Annotated in this window: 12 protein-coding genes; 8 read left to right on the forward strand and 4 right to left on the reverse strand. The window is 65.2% G+C overall.

The window, feature by feature from the left end:
- The first annotated feature begins 90 nt into the window (after nt 1–90).
- From OSH12_RS03470 to thiD, 3 genes are all read left to right on the forward strand, one after another.
- Entirely contained in the window at nt 91–2,412 is a 2,322-nt protein-coding gene (locus tag OSH12_RS03470; RefSeq protein WP_266342093.1) for a xanthine dehydrogenase family protein molybdopterin-binding subunit, read from the forward strand.
- 112 nt (nt 2,413–2,524) lie between these two features.
- A complete protein-coding gene (locus OSH12_RS03475; RefSeq protein ID WP_266342094.1) occupies nt 2,525–3,466 on the forward strand; it encodes a DMT family transporter in 942 nt (313 codons plus the stop codon).
- A gap of 19 nt (nt 3,467–3,485) precedes the next feature.
- Nucleotides 3,486–4,283: a bifunctional hydroxymethylpyrimidine kinase/phosphomethylpyrimidine kinase gene (gene thiD / locus OSH12_RS03480; protein ID WP_266342095.1), complete on the forward strand. Its 798-nt coding sequence runs from the start codon at nt 3,486–3,488 to the stop codon at nt 4,281–4,283.
- A gap of 9 nt (nt 4,284–4,292) precedes the next feature.
- Here the strand turns inward: thiD and OSH12_RS03485 are convergent, their stop codons facing one another.
- Entirely contained in the window at nt 4,293–5,546 is a 1,254-nt protein-coding gene (locus OSH12_RS03485) for a mechanosensitive ion channel family protein (RefSeq protein WP_266342444.1), read from the reverse strand.
- A 377-nt stretch (nt 5,547–5,923) separates the two neighbouring features.
- Nucleotides 5,924–6,772 (reverse strand): fumarylacetoacetate hydrolase family protein, encoded by an 849-nt coding sequence (locus OSH12_RS03490; protein WP_266342096.1) that lies wholly within the window; start codon nt 6,770–6,772, stop codon nt 5,924–5,926.
- Nucleotides 6,773–6,972: 200 nt separating this feature from the next.
- On the opposite strand from OSH12_RS03490, the gene OSH12_RS03495 reads away from it, so the two are divergent.
- The 5 genes from OSH12_RS03495 (at nt 6,973) to OSH12_RS03515 (ending at nt 11,781) form a co-directional block, all read left to right on the forward strand.
- Nucleotides 6,973–7,566, forward strand: a complete 594-nt coding sequence (locus tag OSH12_RS03495) for a LysE family translocator (protein ID WP_266342097.1) — start codon at nt 6,973–6,975, stop codon at nt 7,564–7,566.
- Between the two features lie 75 nt (nt 7,567–7,641).
- On the forward strand, nt 7,642–8,451 hold the full coding sequence (locus OSH12_RS03500; RefSeq protein WP_266342098.1) for a UDP-2,3-diacylglucosamine diphosphatase: 810 nt from the start codon (nt 7,642–7,644) through the stop codon (nt 8,449–8,451).
- Nucleotides 8,448–9,479: a glycosyltransferase family 4 protein gene (locus OSH12_RS03505; protein ID WP_266342099.1), complete on the forward strand. Its 1,032-nt coding sequence runs from the start codon at nt 8,448–8,450 to the stop codon at nt 9,477–9,479. The genes OSH12_RS03500 and OSH12_RS03505 overlap by 4 nt, the downstream gene beginning before the upstream one ends.
- A gap of 35 nt (nt 9,480–9,514) precedes the next feature.
- Nucleotides 9,515–10,486 (forward strand): threonine ammonia-lyase, encoded by a 972-nt coding sequence (locus OSH12_RS03510; RefSeq protein ID WP_266342100.1) that lies wholly within the window; start codon nt 9,515–9,517, stop codon nt 10,484–10,486.
- A gap of 107 nt (nt 10,487–10,593) precedes the next feature.
- Complete coding sequence (locus tag OSH12_RS03515; protein ID WP_266342101.1) at nt 10,594–11,781, forward strand: MFS transporter; 1,188 nt, start codon at nt 10,594–10,596, stop codon at nt 11,779–11,781.
- On the opposite strand, the gene dgcA is transcribed toward OSH12_RS03515, so the two are convergent.
- Together dgcA and dgcN are read right to left on the reverse strand one after the other, a co-directional pair.
- On the reverse strand, nt 11,750–12,733 hold the full coding sequence (gene dgcA / locus OSH12_RS03520; protein WP_266342102.1) for an N-acetyl-D-Glu racemase DgcA: 984 nt from the start codon (nt 12,731–12,733) through the stop codon (nt 11,750–11,752). The genes OSH12_RS03515 and dgcA overlap by 32 nt on opposite strands.
- Complete coding sequence (gene dgcN, locus OSH12_RS03525; protein ID WP_266342103.1) at nt 12,730–13,743, reverse strand: N-acetyltransferase DgcN; 1,014 nt, start codon at nt 13,741–13,743, stop codon at nt 12,730–12,732. Before dgcN ends, dgcA begins: the two co-directional genes overlap by 4 nt.
- Nucleotides 13,744–13,951: the final 208 nt, after the last annotated feature.

Consider the following 13,951-nt stretch of genomic DNA (forward strand, 5'->3'; position numbering starts at 1 on the left):
ACGCGGTTGCACCTCGCGGCGAGCGGGTCCTATGATCGATGGGCTTTAGGGGGATCGATCGAGGAGGCAGCTCTTGCGGGCTGGATCGGCATGAACGAGGCCTCGGCCAATCGCGACACGGCGCCCCGAAAATTCGGCATGGGCGCAGCCGTCCGGCGCAAGGAAGACCCGGCCCTGATTGTCGGGCGCGGCCTGTTTACCGACGATTACGTGCCGGAGGGCCTGCTGCACGCATTTGTCGTGCGCTCCGCCATGGCGCATGCCCGCATCACGCTCAACGGCCTGGAAGCGGCCCGCGCGGCACCGGGCGTCAGCCTGATCCTCACGGGCACCGAAGTCGCCGACTATCAGGGCCCGCCGGCCAAGGAATTCCCGCCGATCGTGCTAGGCACGGAGCGCCATTTTCCGGACCGGCCGCTGCTGGTCGCGGATGTCGCGCGCCATGTCGGCGATCCCATCGCCTTTATCGTGGCCGATACGATCGAGGCGGCGCAGGCGGCGTCCGAACTGATCGATATCGACTATGACCCGCTGCCGACTGTGACGGACGCCAAGCAGGCTGTGTCTCCGGATGCGCCGCTCGTCTATCCGGAATTCGGCACCAATGTCGCCTACACCCATCATCGCGGCAGCAAGGATGCCACCGACGCGGCCTTCGCGATTGCAGCGCAGGTCGTCCGCATCGAGGTCATCAACCAGCGCCTCGTCGCCAACTACATGGAAACGCGGGGCATCGTCGCCGAGTACAACGCGGAGAGCGAGCGCTTCACGCTGACGCTCGGCACGCAGGGCGGCCACAAGATGCGCGATATTATCGCGCAGGACATTCTCCGGATCGACCCGAAGCGGATCCGCGTCGTGACGCCGGACGTTGGTGGAGGATTTGGCACCAAGTCCTTCGTTTATCACGAGTATCCGCTTGCGGCGCTCGCCGCTCAGGCGCTCGGCAAGCCGGTGAAATGGATCCAGGAGCGGGCCGAGCACTTTCAGATCGACGCGCATGGGCGCGACAACATCACGGCGGCCGAGATGGCTCTGGACGGCAATGGCCGCTTCCTGGCGCTGCGGGTCGACCTGCTGTCGAACCTTGGCGCCTATGTCTCGCAATATGGCGCCGACATCGCGGTCGGCGGCATCACCATGTCGACCGGGCTCTATGACATCCCGGCCATGGACGTGACGGTGCGCGGCATCCTGACGACGACGACACCGACCGACGCCTATCGCGGCGCTGGACGGCCGGAGGCGGCATATCTGATCGAGCGACTGGTGGATCTCTGCGGCCGCGAGACGGGCCTTGGCCCCGTCGAGATCCGCAAGCGCAATTTCATCCGCCCCGACCAGCTTCCCTACCTGACGCAGGGCGGCCGAAAGTACGATACGGGCGACTTTGCCGGGCATCTCGATCGCAACCTCGCCATCATGGATTTCAATGGCTTCGAGGCGAGGGTTGAGGCGTCGAAGCAGCAGGGAAAGCTGCGCGGCTTCGGCATCGCGACCTATGTCGAGGCCTGCGCCTTTCCAGGCTCGGAGCCGGCGACGGTGACGCTGAACGGCGACGGCACGCTGACGCTGCTGATCGGCACGCAGACCAACGGGCAGGGCCACGCCACCGCCTATTCGCAGTTCATCGCCGCGCATCTCGGCGTCGAGATGGACAAGATCCGGGTGATCCAGGGCGATACCGACCAGGTGCCGACCGGCGAAGGCACGGGCGGATCGCGTTCGATCCCGCTCGGCGCGGTATCGGTTGACCGCGCTTCGGTCATGCTGGTCAAACAGCTGAAGGAGATCGCCTCGGAGGAACTGGAAGCCGGGGTGGAAGATCTCGAAGTGGCCGACGGCGCCATTCGCGTCGCCGGCACCGATCAGTCGATCACGCTGTCCGAGATCGCCAGGCGGCCCAAAAACCCAGCTCTGCTGACGGCAGTTGGCGAGTTCGTGCAGGACGAATGCACCTATCCGAACGGCACGCATATCGCCGAGGTCGAGATCGATCCCGATACGGGCGTCGTCAGGGTCGTCGATTTCTCGATCTGCGACGATTTTGGCGTGACGGTGAACCCGATCCTGCTGGCGGGACAGGTGCATGGCGGCGTGGTGCAGGGCATCGGCCAGGCGCTTTACGAGCGCACCGTCTTTGACGGCGACGGTCAACTGCTGACGGCGACCTTCCTCGACTATTGCGTGCCGAAAGCCGACCACCTGCCGAACTTCCGCTTCGCGACCCACAATGTGCCCTCGACGACCAATGCGATGGGTATCAAGGGCGCCGGCGAGGCGGGGACGATCGGTGCGACGCCGGCGGTGATGAACGCTGTCGTCGATGCGCTGGCCCGGGCCAGGGGCATCACCCATTTCGATATGCCGGCAACGCCCGAAAAAGTTTGGGCGGCATTGCACGCGAACTAAACTACGGCCCTGCCATCCGGGCAGGACCGCCGCAAGACAAGCTCTGAAGCCGGCCGCGTCCTCCGCGGCCCACGAATGAAGAAACGGACCGTCCCCCGGTCCGATCGGTCTCATGGAAACGCCAGAACGGGGCCAGCCGCTATTCGGCGTGCTGCTCAAGGTCATCTCGACCATCGCCTTCACCGCGATGGCGACGCTGATCAAATATATCTCGGACTTCTATCCGCCGGGCGAGGTCGCGTTTTTTCGCTCGGCCTTTGCGCTCGTCCCCGTGCTGATCTGGGTGGCGTGGCTGGGCAATTTCCCGACCGTTTTCATCACGCCGCGTATCGGGGGCCATGTGCTGCGCTCGATCGCCGGCGCGACGTCGATGTTCTTCGGCTTCTCCGCCCTGGCGCGCCTGCCGCTATCGGACGCGACCGCCATCGGCTACGCCTCGCCGCTCCTGACGGTCGTGCTTGCCGCCGTGCTGCTCAAGGAGGTGATCCGGGTCTATCGCTGGACGGCGGTGGTGATCGGCCTGATCGGCGTGCTGGTCATCCTGTCGGATTATGTCGGGCCGGAGAGCGGCCCGGACCGCAGCACGCTTGGCGCGGTCTTCGCGATTCTTGCCGCCTTCTTCGGTGCGCTGGCGGCGACCCAGACGCGGCGGCTGACCTGGGTCGAATCACCCGGCACGATCGTCGTCTACTTCTCGCTGTTCACGGCGATCTTCATGCTGGTGACCGCGCCGTTCGGCTGGGTCATGCCGGATTGGGAGCATGTGCCGTTCCTGGTCGGCGCCGGTATTTTCGGCGGCATCGGACAGGTATTGCTGACGCAGAGCTATCGATATGGCGAGGCGTCGCTGATCGCCCCGTTCGAATATATCTCGATGCTCTGGGCGATCATTGTCAGCTACCTGCTGTTCAACTCGACGCCCAGCACCACCATGCTGCTCGGTTCGGCGATCGTCGTTGCATCCGGCCTGTTCGTGATCTATCGCGAGCATCGGCTCGGCCTCCGCAGGAGCCGCGAGCGCGCGTCCAAGACCCCGGCGGGGCCGGGCACCTGAGAGACAAGGACAAGCCGACATGACAGCCATCGCCGTTACCATCGCCGGCTCGGATTCGGGCGGCGGCGCCGGCATCCAGGCCGATCTGAAGACTTTTTCGGCGCTGGGTGTCTACGGCGCCTCGGTGATCGCGGCGCTGACGGCGCAGAACACGCTGGGCGTGACGGCCATCCACGATGTTCCCGCCGATTTCGTCACCGCGCAGATCGACGCGGTGTTTTCGGATCTCGCGGTCAACGCGGTGAAGATCGGCATGCTGTCGCAGCCGGGCGTCATCCGCGCCGTGGCAGCCGGGCTCGACCGCTATGCCCAGATGAACGTCGTGCTTGATCCGGTCATGGTGGCGACCAGCGGCGACATGCTTTTGCGCGATGAATCGGTCGCCGTGCTGATCTCGGAGCTTTTGCCCCGCGCGGCCCTCGTCACGCCGAACCTGCGCGAAGCGGCGCGGCTGCTCGAAACCGATGTCGCAGAAGATGAGGCGGGCATGGAGCGCCAGGCGGAGGCGATCCTGCGCCTTGGCGCTCGCGCCGTGCTGGTCAAGGGCGGACATGGCACAGGGCCGGAGAGCGCCGACCTGCTGATGTCGGCCGAGGGCAAGCGATGGTTCCACGCGCCACGCATCGACACGCTCAACACGCACGGCACCGGTTGTACCTTGTCCTCGGCCATCGCCGCCGGCCTTGCGCAGGGACTGGCGCTGGAGCCGGCGGTCGAGGCGGCAAAGCGCTACATCACCGAAGCGATCGCCGCCGCCGACCGTCTGCAGATCGGCCGCGGCCACGGCCCGGTGCATCATTTCCACAAGTGGTGGTGAGGCGCCGGCTCAGGCAACCGCGACCGCGGGCTGCCGGGTAGCTTTCCGAATGCCCGGTGCCAGCGCCTTGAGATCCCGGCCGCTCGGATTCTGGAATATGCAGAGATCGAACTCCGGCAGGATGGCATAGAGGTGATCGAATATATCTGACTGGATACCTTCATAGCTCGCCCAGGCGACGGTGTTGGTGAAGGCGTATATCTCGATCGGCAGTCCATCGGCGGCGGGAACCATCTGTCGCACGAGAATGGTCATGTCCTGCCGGATGCCGGGATGATTTCGCAGATACGTCTCCACATAGGCGCGGAAGGTGCCGATGTTGGTGGATCGCCTGCGGTTCGCGGCGAAGTTGGCGCGCTCGCCAAGCTTGCTGTTCCAATCGTCGAGTTCGGCCTGCTTGCGCGTCAGATAGGTTTCCAGCATGCCGAACTGGGCAAGCTTGGAAAACTCGCCGGGTTCGAGGAAGCGGATGCTCGTCTGGTCTAGGTGCAGCGAACGCTTGATCCGCCGGCCGCCCGACTCCTGCATGCCGCGCCAGTTCTTGAACGGATGGGTGACGAGCGTGCGGATCGGAAGCGTCGTGATCGTCTTGTCCCAGTTCTGCACCTTGACCGTGTGGAGAGCGATCTCGATCACGTCGCCATCGGCGTTCTGACCCGGCATCTCGATCCAGTCGCCGACCCGCACCATGTCGGTCGAGGATATCTGGATGCCGGCGACCAGCGAAAGCAGCGTGTCCTGGAAGACGAGAATCAGGACGGCGGCCATGGCGCCAAGGCCCGAGAGCAGGATGATCGGCGACTTGTCGATGAGGGTGGCGATGATCAGCAGGGCCGCGATCACATACACCGCGATCTTGACGACCTGGATGTAGCCCTTGATGGGTTTCAGTCGCGACGATGGGCGGCGGTGATACAGCGTGTCGACGATGTTCAGCGCCGCGCTTACGGATAGCGCCAGCGACAGGATTATGAAGGCATTCGCGACATTGTGGACGATCGTGACGACCCCGGGCGGCAGATCGGGAATGAGCCCGATGCCAGAGGAGACGACGAAGGCCGGCATGATGTTGGCGAAGCGCTGGATCGCGCCATGGCGACGGATCTGTTCGTCGCGCCCATACGCGGTCAGGCCGATGAAGTGATTGAATACCCGCAACAGCAGCGCCTTGACGACAAAGTTCGCGAACAGCGCGGCGAGGACCAGGGCAGCCAGGGCGAGCAGGGGGCTGACCCAGTGATGTTCCGCGAAAATGCGGTCGATGTTGTTCACCGTTACTCCTCAGGAGGCGTAGACAGCGCTCGGTCCGGGCTCATCGAGAGTTGTGCCGGGATCGGTTGCGCGCCTGATGGGAGGCATCCGTACGCGTTGTGCGGGGCCTGCGCCGACGATCAAGCAGGCTGGATACCGGGAAGGCAGAGGACGCCCGGCTAAGGGGGCTTCATCCACGCGAATGGTCCCTCTGGCGATCGAGGATCCCCGAAAGGACATGGCGCATCGGAACGCGCCGGACCATGTGGCGCAGCCTGCCCGCTGTGGCGGCTTGCGTCAATGCCACCGGACTCCGGGGTGGAAAACAAAAAAGCGGCCGACGCGCAAGGCGTCGGCCGCTTTCAATTCGTCAGCTTCGGTCGCCGGGCTTAGCCCTTGTAGGCGACGAATTCCTGTTCCTGGTCGCCCAGGCCCTGGATGCCGAGGCGAACCTTGTCGCCGGCCTTCAGGAAGCGCGGCGGCTTCATGCCCATGCCGACGCCCGGAGGGGTGCCGGTGGTGATGACGTCGCCCGGATCGAGCTGCAGGAACTGGCTGATGTAGCTGACCAGATGCGCAACGCCGAAGATCATCGTCTTCGTGTTGCCCGTCTGGACGCGCTGGCCGTTCAGGTCGAGATACATGTCGAGGTTCTGGATGTCAGCGACTTCATCCGGCGTGACCAGCCAGGGTCCGAGCGGACCGAAGGTCGGCGAACCCTTGCCCTTCATCCACTGGCCGCCGCGCTCCGTCTGGAAGGCGCGCTCCGATACGTCGTGGCAGACCGAGTAGCCGGCGACGTAGTTGATCGCGTCTTCTTCCGAAACGTAGCTGGCCGTCTTGCCGATAACGATCGCCAGCTCGACTTCCCAGTCGGTCTTTTCCGAACCCTTGGGGATCGTGACGTTGTCGTTCGGGCCGACGATGCAGTTCGGGGCCTTGTTGAACAGGATCGGCTCGGCCGGGATCGGCATGTTGGTTTCATGCGCGTGGTCGACATAGTTCAGACCGACGGCGATGAAGTTGCGCGTTCCGTTGACAACCGGGCCAAGGCGCGTGCCGGCCGGCACGACGGGCAGCGAAGCCGCGTCGACCTTGGCGATCGCAGCGATCGCGCCGTTCTTGAGCGTCTCGGGGGTGATGTCGGAAACGACGCCCGAAAGATCGCGAATGGTGCCGTCCTTGTCGAGAAGGCCCGGCTTCTCCGAGCCAGCGGCCCCGAAACGTACGAGTTTCATTGATATATCTCCGTGTTGGCGGGCGGATCATGGTCGAGGGGACGCTGGCTTGCAAGCGCAGATGTCTGACGACTTGAGCAATGCAGTTTGGCCCACAGGGAACAACTGCGCAGCCACCTTCGCCCTGACTGGAAATGTCAGCATTATTGACCTATTGCGGCGGCCGTGGCATGGAATGAGTCCGGTCTCGGGAGGACCCCATGGAACATGTGCTGGCCATTCTCGGCTTCGCGGCGGTGATGGCGTTCACGCCGGGGCCGAACAACACGATGCTGATGATTTCGGGCGCCAACTGGGGTGTCGTGCCCAGCGTGCCGCATATGCTCGGCATCACGGTCGGCTTTCCGCTGATGGTGTTCGCGGTCGGCATGGGACTTGGCGGATTTTTCGAGACCTATCCCGTCCTGCACGAGATCCTGAAATACGTCTCCTTTGCCTATCTGGTCTATCTGGCCTGGAAGCTGGCGCGCGCCGGCCGGCATGACGCCGACGGGAGGAAGCAGGGCAGGCCGATGACCTTCCTGTCCGCGGCGCTGTTCCAGTGGGTCAATCCCAAGGCCTGGATCATGGCGGTCACCGCCATGGCGCTGTTCGTTCCCGCCGGAAGCGCGATGCTGCCGGCCGTGCTGCTGCTGGCAGCCATCTTCGCGCTGACGTCGCTGCCTTCGGCCGTGACCTGGTGCCTGTTCGGGACGGCGATTTCGCGCTTTCTCGACAGCGATCGCCGCGTCGCGATTTTCAACGCGGCGATGGCGCTGCTTCTCGTCCTGTCGATGGTGCCGACCCTCTTCTGAAGACTGTCACAAATCTGTGGCGCGTGTCGGCTAAGCAATCGACACCGGTCTCATGGATGAGGACGAATCAACATCATGACGAGCGATGTCGCTCCCCGTCATCTCCGCACGCTCTTCCTGTCCGATTTTCATCTCGGCACACGAGGAAGCCAGGCTGATCTTCTGCTCGACTTCCTGAAGTGGCACGATGCCGAGACGATCTATCTCGTCGGCGATATCATCGACGGCTGGCGGCTGAAGAAGAGCTGGTATTGGCCGCAGGCACACAATGACGTCGTGCAGAAGTTGCTTCGCAAGGGACGCAAGGGCGCTCGGCTCGTCTACATCCCCGGCAATCACGACGAATTCCTGCGCGACTATCTCGGCCTGCAAATGGGTGGCGTCGAGATCGCCGACAGCATCATCCACGAGACGGCGGACGGCAAACGCCTGCTGGTGATGCATGGCGACCAGTTCGACGTTGTCGTGCGGCATGCCAAGTGGCTCGCCTTCCTCGGTGACCATGCCTACAACCTAGCGCTGGCGCTCAATACGGTCGTCGGCAAGGTTCGCCGCAAGCTCGGCTTTGAATACTGGTCGCTTTCCGCCTGGGCCAAGCTCAAGGTCAAGAACGCGGTTTCCTTCATCGGCGCGTTCGAGCAGGCGCTGCTGACCGAGGCAAAGCGGGTAGGGGCGGACGGTGTCGTCTGCGGCCACATCCACCACCCGACCATCCGCGACGATCTCGGCATCCGCTACATCAATACGGGCGACTGGGTCGAAAGCTGCACGGCGATCGTCGAGCATCATGACGGGCGGATGGAGATGATCCGCTGGGGCGATATCGCCGGCCAGTATGCGGTCGAATTCGAGGATGAGCCGGAGATCGACAAGGTCGCCGCATGAGCCGGATCCTGATCGCGAGCGACGCCTGGCATCCGCAGATCAACGGGGTCGTGCGGACGCTGGAGCGACTGGCCCGGCATCTGCCGGAATTCGGCGCGACGCCCCTCCTGCTGACGCCGGAAGGCTATCGCACGGTCCCATGCCCGACCTATCCCGAGATCCGGCTGACCCTCGCCGCTCCCGGTGCGATCGGTCGGCGGCTCGACGAGGCAGCTCCCGATCATGTCCACATCGCTACCGAAGGGCCGATCGGCTACGCCGTGCGGCGTTGGTGCCGCAAGCGTGGGCGGATCTTCACGACCAGCTATCACACGCGGTTTCCCGAATATCTCGCCGCACGCCTGCCTGTGCCCGTCGACTGGACCTATGCGGCGCTGCGAGCCTTCCACAATTCCGGCGCGGGATGCATGGTCGCCACCGCATCGTTGCAGGCTGAACTGGCAGGGCGCGGCTTCACCCATCTGATGCGCTGGTCGCGCGGCGTCGATGCGGAGCTGTTCAACCCCGCCCGGCGCAGCGAGATCCTCGATCTGCCGCGGCCGATCTTCCTCTATGTCGGTCGCGTCGCCGTCGAGAAGAACATCGGCGCCTTCCTCGATCTCGACCTGCCGGGCAGCAAGGTCGTCGTCGGCGACGGCCCGGCGCTGGAAAGCCTGAAGCGCGCCCATCCGGAAGTCTCGTTCCTCGGCAGCAAGGTCGGCAACGCCCTGGCCGATGTCTATGCGGCGTCGGATTGCTTCGTCTTTCCAAGCCGCACCGACACGTTCGGCGTCGTCATGCTCGAGGCGATGGCGTCCGGCCTGCCGGTGGCGGCCTTTCCGGTCGCCGGCCCGCGCGACGTCGTCGGCGGGACGGGGGCGGGCGTTCTCGACGAGGATTTGCGCAAGGCGGCGCTGACGGCGCTCGATATCCCGCGCGACGAATGCCGCGCCGTGGCGCTGCGCCATTCCTGGCAGGCGGCGACGCGACAGTTTCTCGACAACGTTCTGGCCGCGCAAAAAGGCTGCGCTGGCCGCGCTTTCGTGTAACGTTAAGGGCGTCCCACACGGCCGTTGGCAGAGTCATGACCCCCACCATTGACGATATCCGCATGGCAGCGAAGCGCATCGCTGCTGAAGCCATTCGCACGCCGCTGATTTCCAGCCCGGCGCTGGACGAGATCACCGGCGGGCGGATTTATCTCAAGTGTGAGAACCTCCAGCGCACGGGCTCGTTCAAGTTTCGCGGCGCCTTCAATGCCATCGCCTCGTTGAGCGAAGCGGAGCGGGCGCATGGCATCGTGGCCTCGTCCTCCGGCAATCATGCGCAGGGCATCGCGGAAGCGGCGCGGCTGTTCGGCGTACCCGCCACCATCGTCATGCCGGGCGACGCGCCCGCCGCGAAACGCGAAGGCACGCGCCAGCGTGGCGCTTCGATCGTCGCCTATGACCGGGCCAGCGACGATCGTGATGCCATCACAGCCTCGATTGTCGCGGAGACGGGGGCGGAGCTCATTCACGCCTATAATGACGGTCGCGTCATTGCCGGGCAGGGCACCATCGGCCTCGAGATCGCCGAGGATCTGGCCAAGCGCGGCGAGCATGCCGATATCGTGGTCGTACCCTGCGGCGGCGGCGGCATGTCGGCCGGCATCGGACTGGCGATCGCGGCGGAAAGCCCCAACACGCAGGTCTTTTTGGCCGAGCCGGCTGGCTTTGACGATTATGCCCGCTCGCTGGCTTCGGGCTCGATCCAGCGCAATCCGCGGACGGATGGTTCGATCTGCGATGCGCTGATGGCGCCGCAGCCGGGAGCCATCGGCTTTGCCATCAACCGCGCGACGGGCGCGCGGGCTGTCGCCGTGTCCGATATCGATGCCATGGCCGCCGTGGCCTTCGCGTTCCGGACGTTGAAGCTGGTTGTCGAACCGGGCGGCGCCGCCGCCTTGGCCAGCCTGCTGTCCGGCCGCATCGATGCGCGTGGCAAGACGGTGGTCATCCTGCTCTCCGGCGGCAATATCGACCCGGACGTTCTGGAGCGCGCGCTCGCGGCGTGATATCGGCTGCTTCCCGTTCGGACGGGAGAATCGATCCGTAGGCGCATCCCCCTGCGCTCTTCTTCTTGCGCCGCGCCATTCGCGCCGGCTTTCAGGTTTCAGGCATCATGGTTGCCGCGCCGCGCCATTTCGGCCCCCGCATCTCGCTCTTCTATACGGGCTTTTTCGTCGTCGGCGGTTTGATGACGCCGTTCTTCCCGGTCTGGCTGCATCAGCGCGGGCTGACGCCGGAGCAGATCGGCGTCTGTCTCGCCTTTCCGCTCGCGGCGCGGCTGCTGTTCATGCCGGTTGGAAGCGCCTTGGCGGACCGCGCCCCGAACCGGCGCTTTGCCGTCATCATCTTCGCGCTGCTCGGGCTACTGTTCTTCATTCCGGCGACGATGGTCGGTGGCTACTGGCCGATCCTCGTCCTGACCGGAATTGCCACGGCGACGCTCGGCCTGACCATGCCGGCCATCGATGCTCTGGCCTTGACCGGCGTACGCCGCTTCGGGCTCGACTATGGCAAGATGCGGGTGTGGGGATCGATCAGCTTCATCGTTGTCAGCCTCGCCGGCGGCGTCATCTTCGGGCATTTCGGCCCCGCTTCGCTCTCGCCCATGCTGATCGGCGGCTATGTCATCGCGGCGCTGTCGGCCTTCCTGCTGCCGGTTACACCGCCCGGGATCCGCGCCGCCGATGATGCGGCGAAGCCGGAGCCCGTTTCGGCGCGCTCGATCCTGATGAGCCGCAGCTTCCTCGTCGTGATGGCCTCGACTGCTTTCATCACAGCGACCCATGCCGTCTTCTACAGCTTCGGCACGATCCAGTGGGAAAAGCTCGGCTTCAGCGGCGGCGAGATCGGCCTGCTCTGGGCGTCGGGCGTCGTCGCCGAGATCGCCATGTTCTTCGTATCGGGCAAGGCGCTTCGCCGCGTGCCGCCCGAGCGGCTGATCCTGATCGGGGCCATCGCGGCGCTGGTGCGGTGGAGCCTGTTTCCGCTGGCGACCGAGCTTTGGTCGTCCCTGGCGCTGCAGATGCTGCATGCACTGACCTTCGCGGCTGTCTATGCCGGCATGCAGCTTGCCATTGCCCGCGACGTGCCGGAGGAAATGACTGCCTCGGCGCAGGGCATTTCGCAGACGACGTCGGGTCTGGCGCTGGCGCTCGCGACCCTGCTGTCAGGACCGCTCTATGCCCATCTTGGCGCGATGGCTTTTCCCGTCATGGGGATCGGCGGCGTCTTGGCCATCCTTGTTCTGCTATTGCCGAAGGATACCCGGCCTAGCCCCATAGCGCGGGAGCGGGCGGGCTGACGAGGCTGCCCTCGTAGACGAGGCCCGGCGAACGATCGCGCGCCAGCAGCAGCGGGCCGTCAAGATCGACGAACTGGGCGTCCTGCGCCAGCAGCACCGCCGGCGCCATGGCGAGCGACGTGCCCACCATGCAGCCGATCATCAGCGTGAAGCCAAGCGCTTCCGCCGACTTGCGCAGGCGCAGCGCCTCGGTGAGGCCGCCGGTCTTGTCCAGCTTGATGTTGATCGCGTCGTAGCTGCCGACGAGATGGCCGAGATCATCCGCGACATGCAGGCTCTCGTCGGCACAGACCGGTACAGGCCGGTCGAGATGGCGAAGCAGTTCGTCCTTGCCGGCGGGAAGCGGCTGTTCGATCAGTTCGACGCCCGCCTCGACACAGGCGCGCATGTTGGCGTCGAAATTCTCCGCCGACCACGCCTCGTTGGCATCGACGATGATCCGGCTCGTCGGAGCGCCGCGCCGGACCGCCGCGATCCGTTCGATGTCGCCGTCGCCGCCGAGCTTCACCTTGAGGAGAGGGCGGTGCGAGGCGACTCGCGCCGCCTCCGCCATGCTGGCGGCTGTGCCGAGGCTCAGCGTATAGGCCGTGATCAACGCCTTGGGCGCGACGATGCCGAGCGTGTCGGCGACGGAGATGCCGCTGCGCTTGGCTTCGAGGTCCCACAGCGCACAATCAATGGCGTTGCGGGCAGCCCCCGGCGGCATCGCGGCACGCAGCGCTTCGCGGTCGGGCGGGCCGGAAAAGGTTTCGAGCGCGGCGCGGATCGTGGCGACGACTCCCTCGACCGTCTCGCCGTAGCGCGCATAGGGCACGCATTCGCCGTGTCCCGTCCACGCGCCGTCCCGCAGCGTGACGACGACGACATGGGCTTCGGTGCGGGAGCCACGCGAGATGACGAAACTGCCGGCGATCGGCCAGCTTTCGACATCGACGGAAGCAGAGAAGGTCATGAGCGAGGGAAGTCCTGCAGGATGCGGTCGACGATCGGGCCGACGCCGGTACGGATCGGATCGACGGCGGGAATACCATGTTCGCTCGCCGCCGCATCGAGCACTTTTCGCGCCGCCTCGTCATCGAGCGCCTGGGTGTTGATGGCGATGCCGACGCAGCGGATGACGGGGTTGGTCAGCCGGCCACAGGCGATCGTCAGGTCGATCACCTGCTGGATCGACGGCAGGGGATGCTCTACGCCCCGCATCGTGATGCGGGTCGGCTCATGGCAGACGACGAAGGCGTCGGGTTGCGCGCCATGCAGAAGGCCCAGCGTCACGCCGGCGAAGGAGGGGTGAAAGAGCGAACCCTGCCCCTCGATCAGATCCCAATGGTTGGTTTCCGCTTCCGGCGACAGCCACTCGACCGCGCCGGAGATGAAATCGGCCACAACGGCGTCAATGGCGACGCCCCGGCCGGAAATGAACACGCCGGTCTGCCCGGTGGCCCGAAAATCGGCATCGAGGCCGGCGGCCCGCATGCCGCGCTCCAGCGCCAGGGCCGTGTATTTCTTGCCGACCGAACAATCGGTGCCGACCGTCAGCAGGCGCAGGCCGCTGCGTTTGGTTCCCTTTCCGGTGGCGAAGCGCTGCGTCGAATGGCGGACGTCGTGCAGCTTGCCGCCGGAGCGCGCGGCCGCGTCGCGGATCGCCGGATTGTCACTGAGGCGCGAGTGCAGCCCCGTCGCCACGTCAAAGCCAGCTTCGAGCGCTTCGACGATCGAGGCGACCCAGTGATCGGGCAGCACGCCGCCGGCATTCACCGCGCCGACGATCATGGTTCGAACGCCGGCCTCTCGGGCCTCGGCGATCGTCATGTCGGGAATATTCGCGTCCGCACGGCATCCGGCGAGTCGCAACTGGCCGAGGCACCACTCCGGACGCCAATCGACGATGCCGAGCGCCGTCTTGGCCGCCAGGGCGTCAGGAACGTCACCCAAAAACAACAGGTAGGGTGTTGCGATCTGCATCCCGACTTCCTTTCCAGCCAAGGGCTTGCCCGCGCTTCCTTGCTCGTGCAAACACCTATGAGGTAGGGAGCTTAGGAGGCGCCCAGCGGCGCCACAAGCCCCGCGCAAGCGCCCCTATCCCGGATGCAGGCTTCGAACGCGGAGCGGTCGTGGCAACGGCAATTGTAGCGCAACTCGATTTTTCGGACACCGACGGGCAAGCCCGGTT

It is taken from the genome of Kaistia terrae (assembly GCF_026344005.1).
In the GTDB taxonomy this organism is placed as follows: domain Bacteria; phylum Pseudomonadota; class Alphaproteobacteria; order Rhizobiales; family Kaistiaceae; genus Kaistia; species Kaistia terrae.

Coding starts and splice junctions, on each gene's coding strand:
- dgcA (WP_266342102.1), bottom strand. CDS start 12,733: ATGACCTTCTCTGCTTCCGTCGATGTCGAAAGCTGGCCGATCGCCGGC.
- OSH12_RS03475 (WP_266342094.1), top strand. CDS start 2,525: ATGGAAACGCCAGAACGGGGCCAGCCGCTATTCGGCGTGCTGCTCAAG.
- OSH12_RS03495 (WP_266342097.1), top strand. CDS start 6,973: ATGGAACATGTGCTGGCCATTCTCGGCTTCGCGGCGGTGATGGCGTTC.
- thiD (WP_266342095.1), top strand. CDS start 3,486: ATGACAGCCATCGCCGTTACCATCGCCGGCTCGGATTCGGGCGGCGGC.
- OSH12_RS03490 (WP_266342096.1), bottom strand. CDS start 6,772: ATGAAACTCGTACGTTTCGGGGCCGCTGGCTCGGAGAAGCCGGGCCTT.
- dgcN (WP_266342103.1), bottom strand. CDS start 13,743: ATGCAGATCGCAACACCCTACCTGTTGTTTTTGGGTGACGTTCCTGAC.
- OSH12_RS03470 (WP_266342093.1), top strand. CDS start 91: ATGAACGAGGCCTCGGCCAATCGCGACACGGCGCCCCGAAAATTCGGC.
- OSH12_RS03500 (WP_266342098.1), top strand. CDS start 7,642: ATGACGAGCGATGTCGCTCCCCGTCATCTCCGCACGCTCTTCCTGTCC.
- OSH12_RS03510 (WP_266342100.1), top strand. CDS start 9,515: ATGACCCCCACCATTGACGATATCCGCATGGCAGCGAAGCGCATCGCT.
- OSH12_RS03505 (WP_266342099.1), top strand. CDS start 8,448: ATGAGCCGGATCCTGATCGCGAGCGACGCCTGGCATCCGCAGATCAAC.
- OSH12_RS03515 (WP_266342101.1), top strand. CDS start 10,594: ATGGTTGCCGCGCCGCGCCATTTCGGCCCCCGCATCTCGCTCTTCTAT.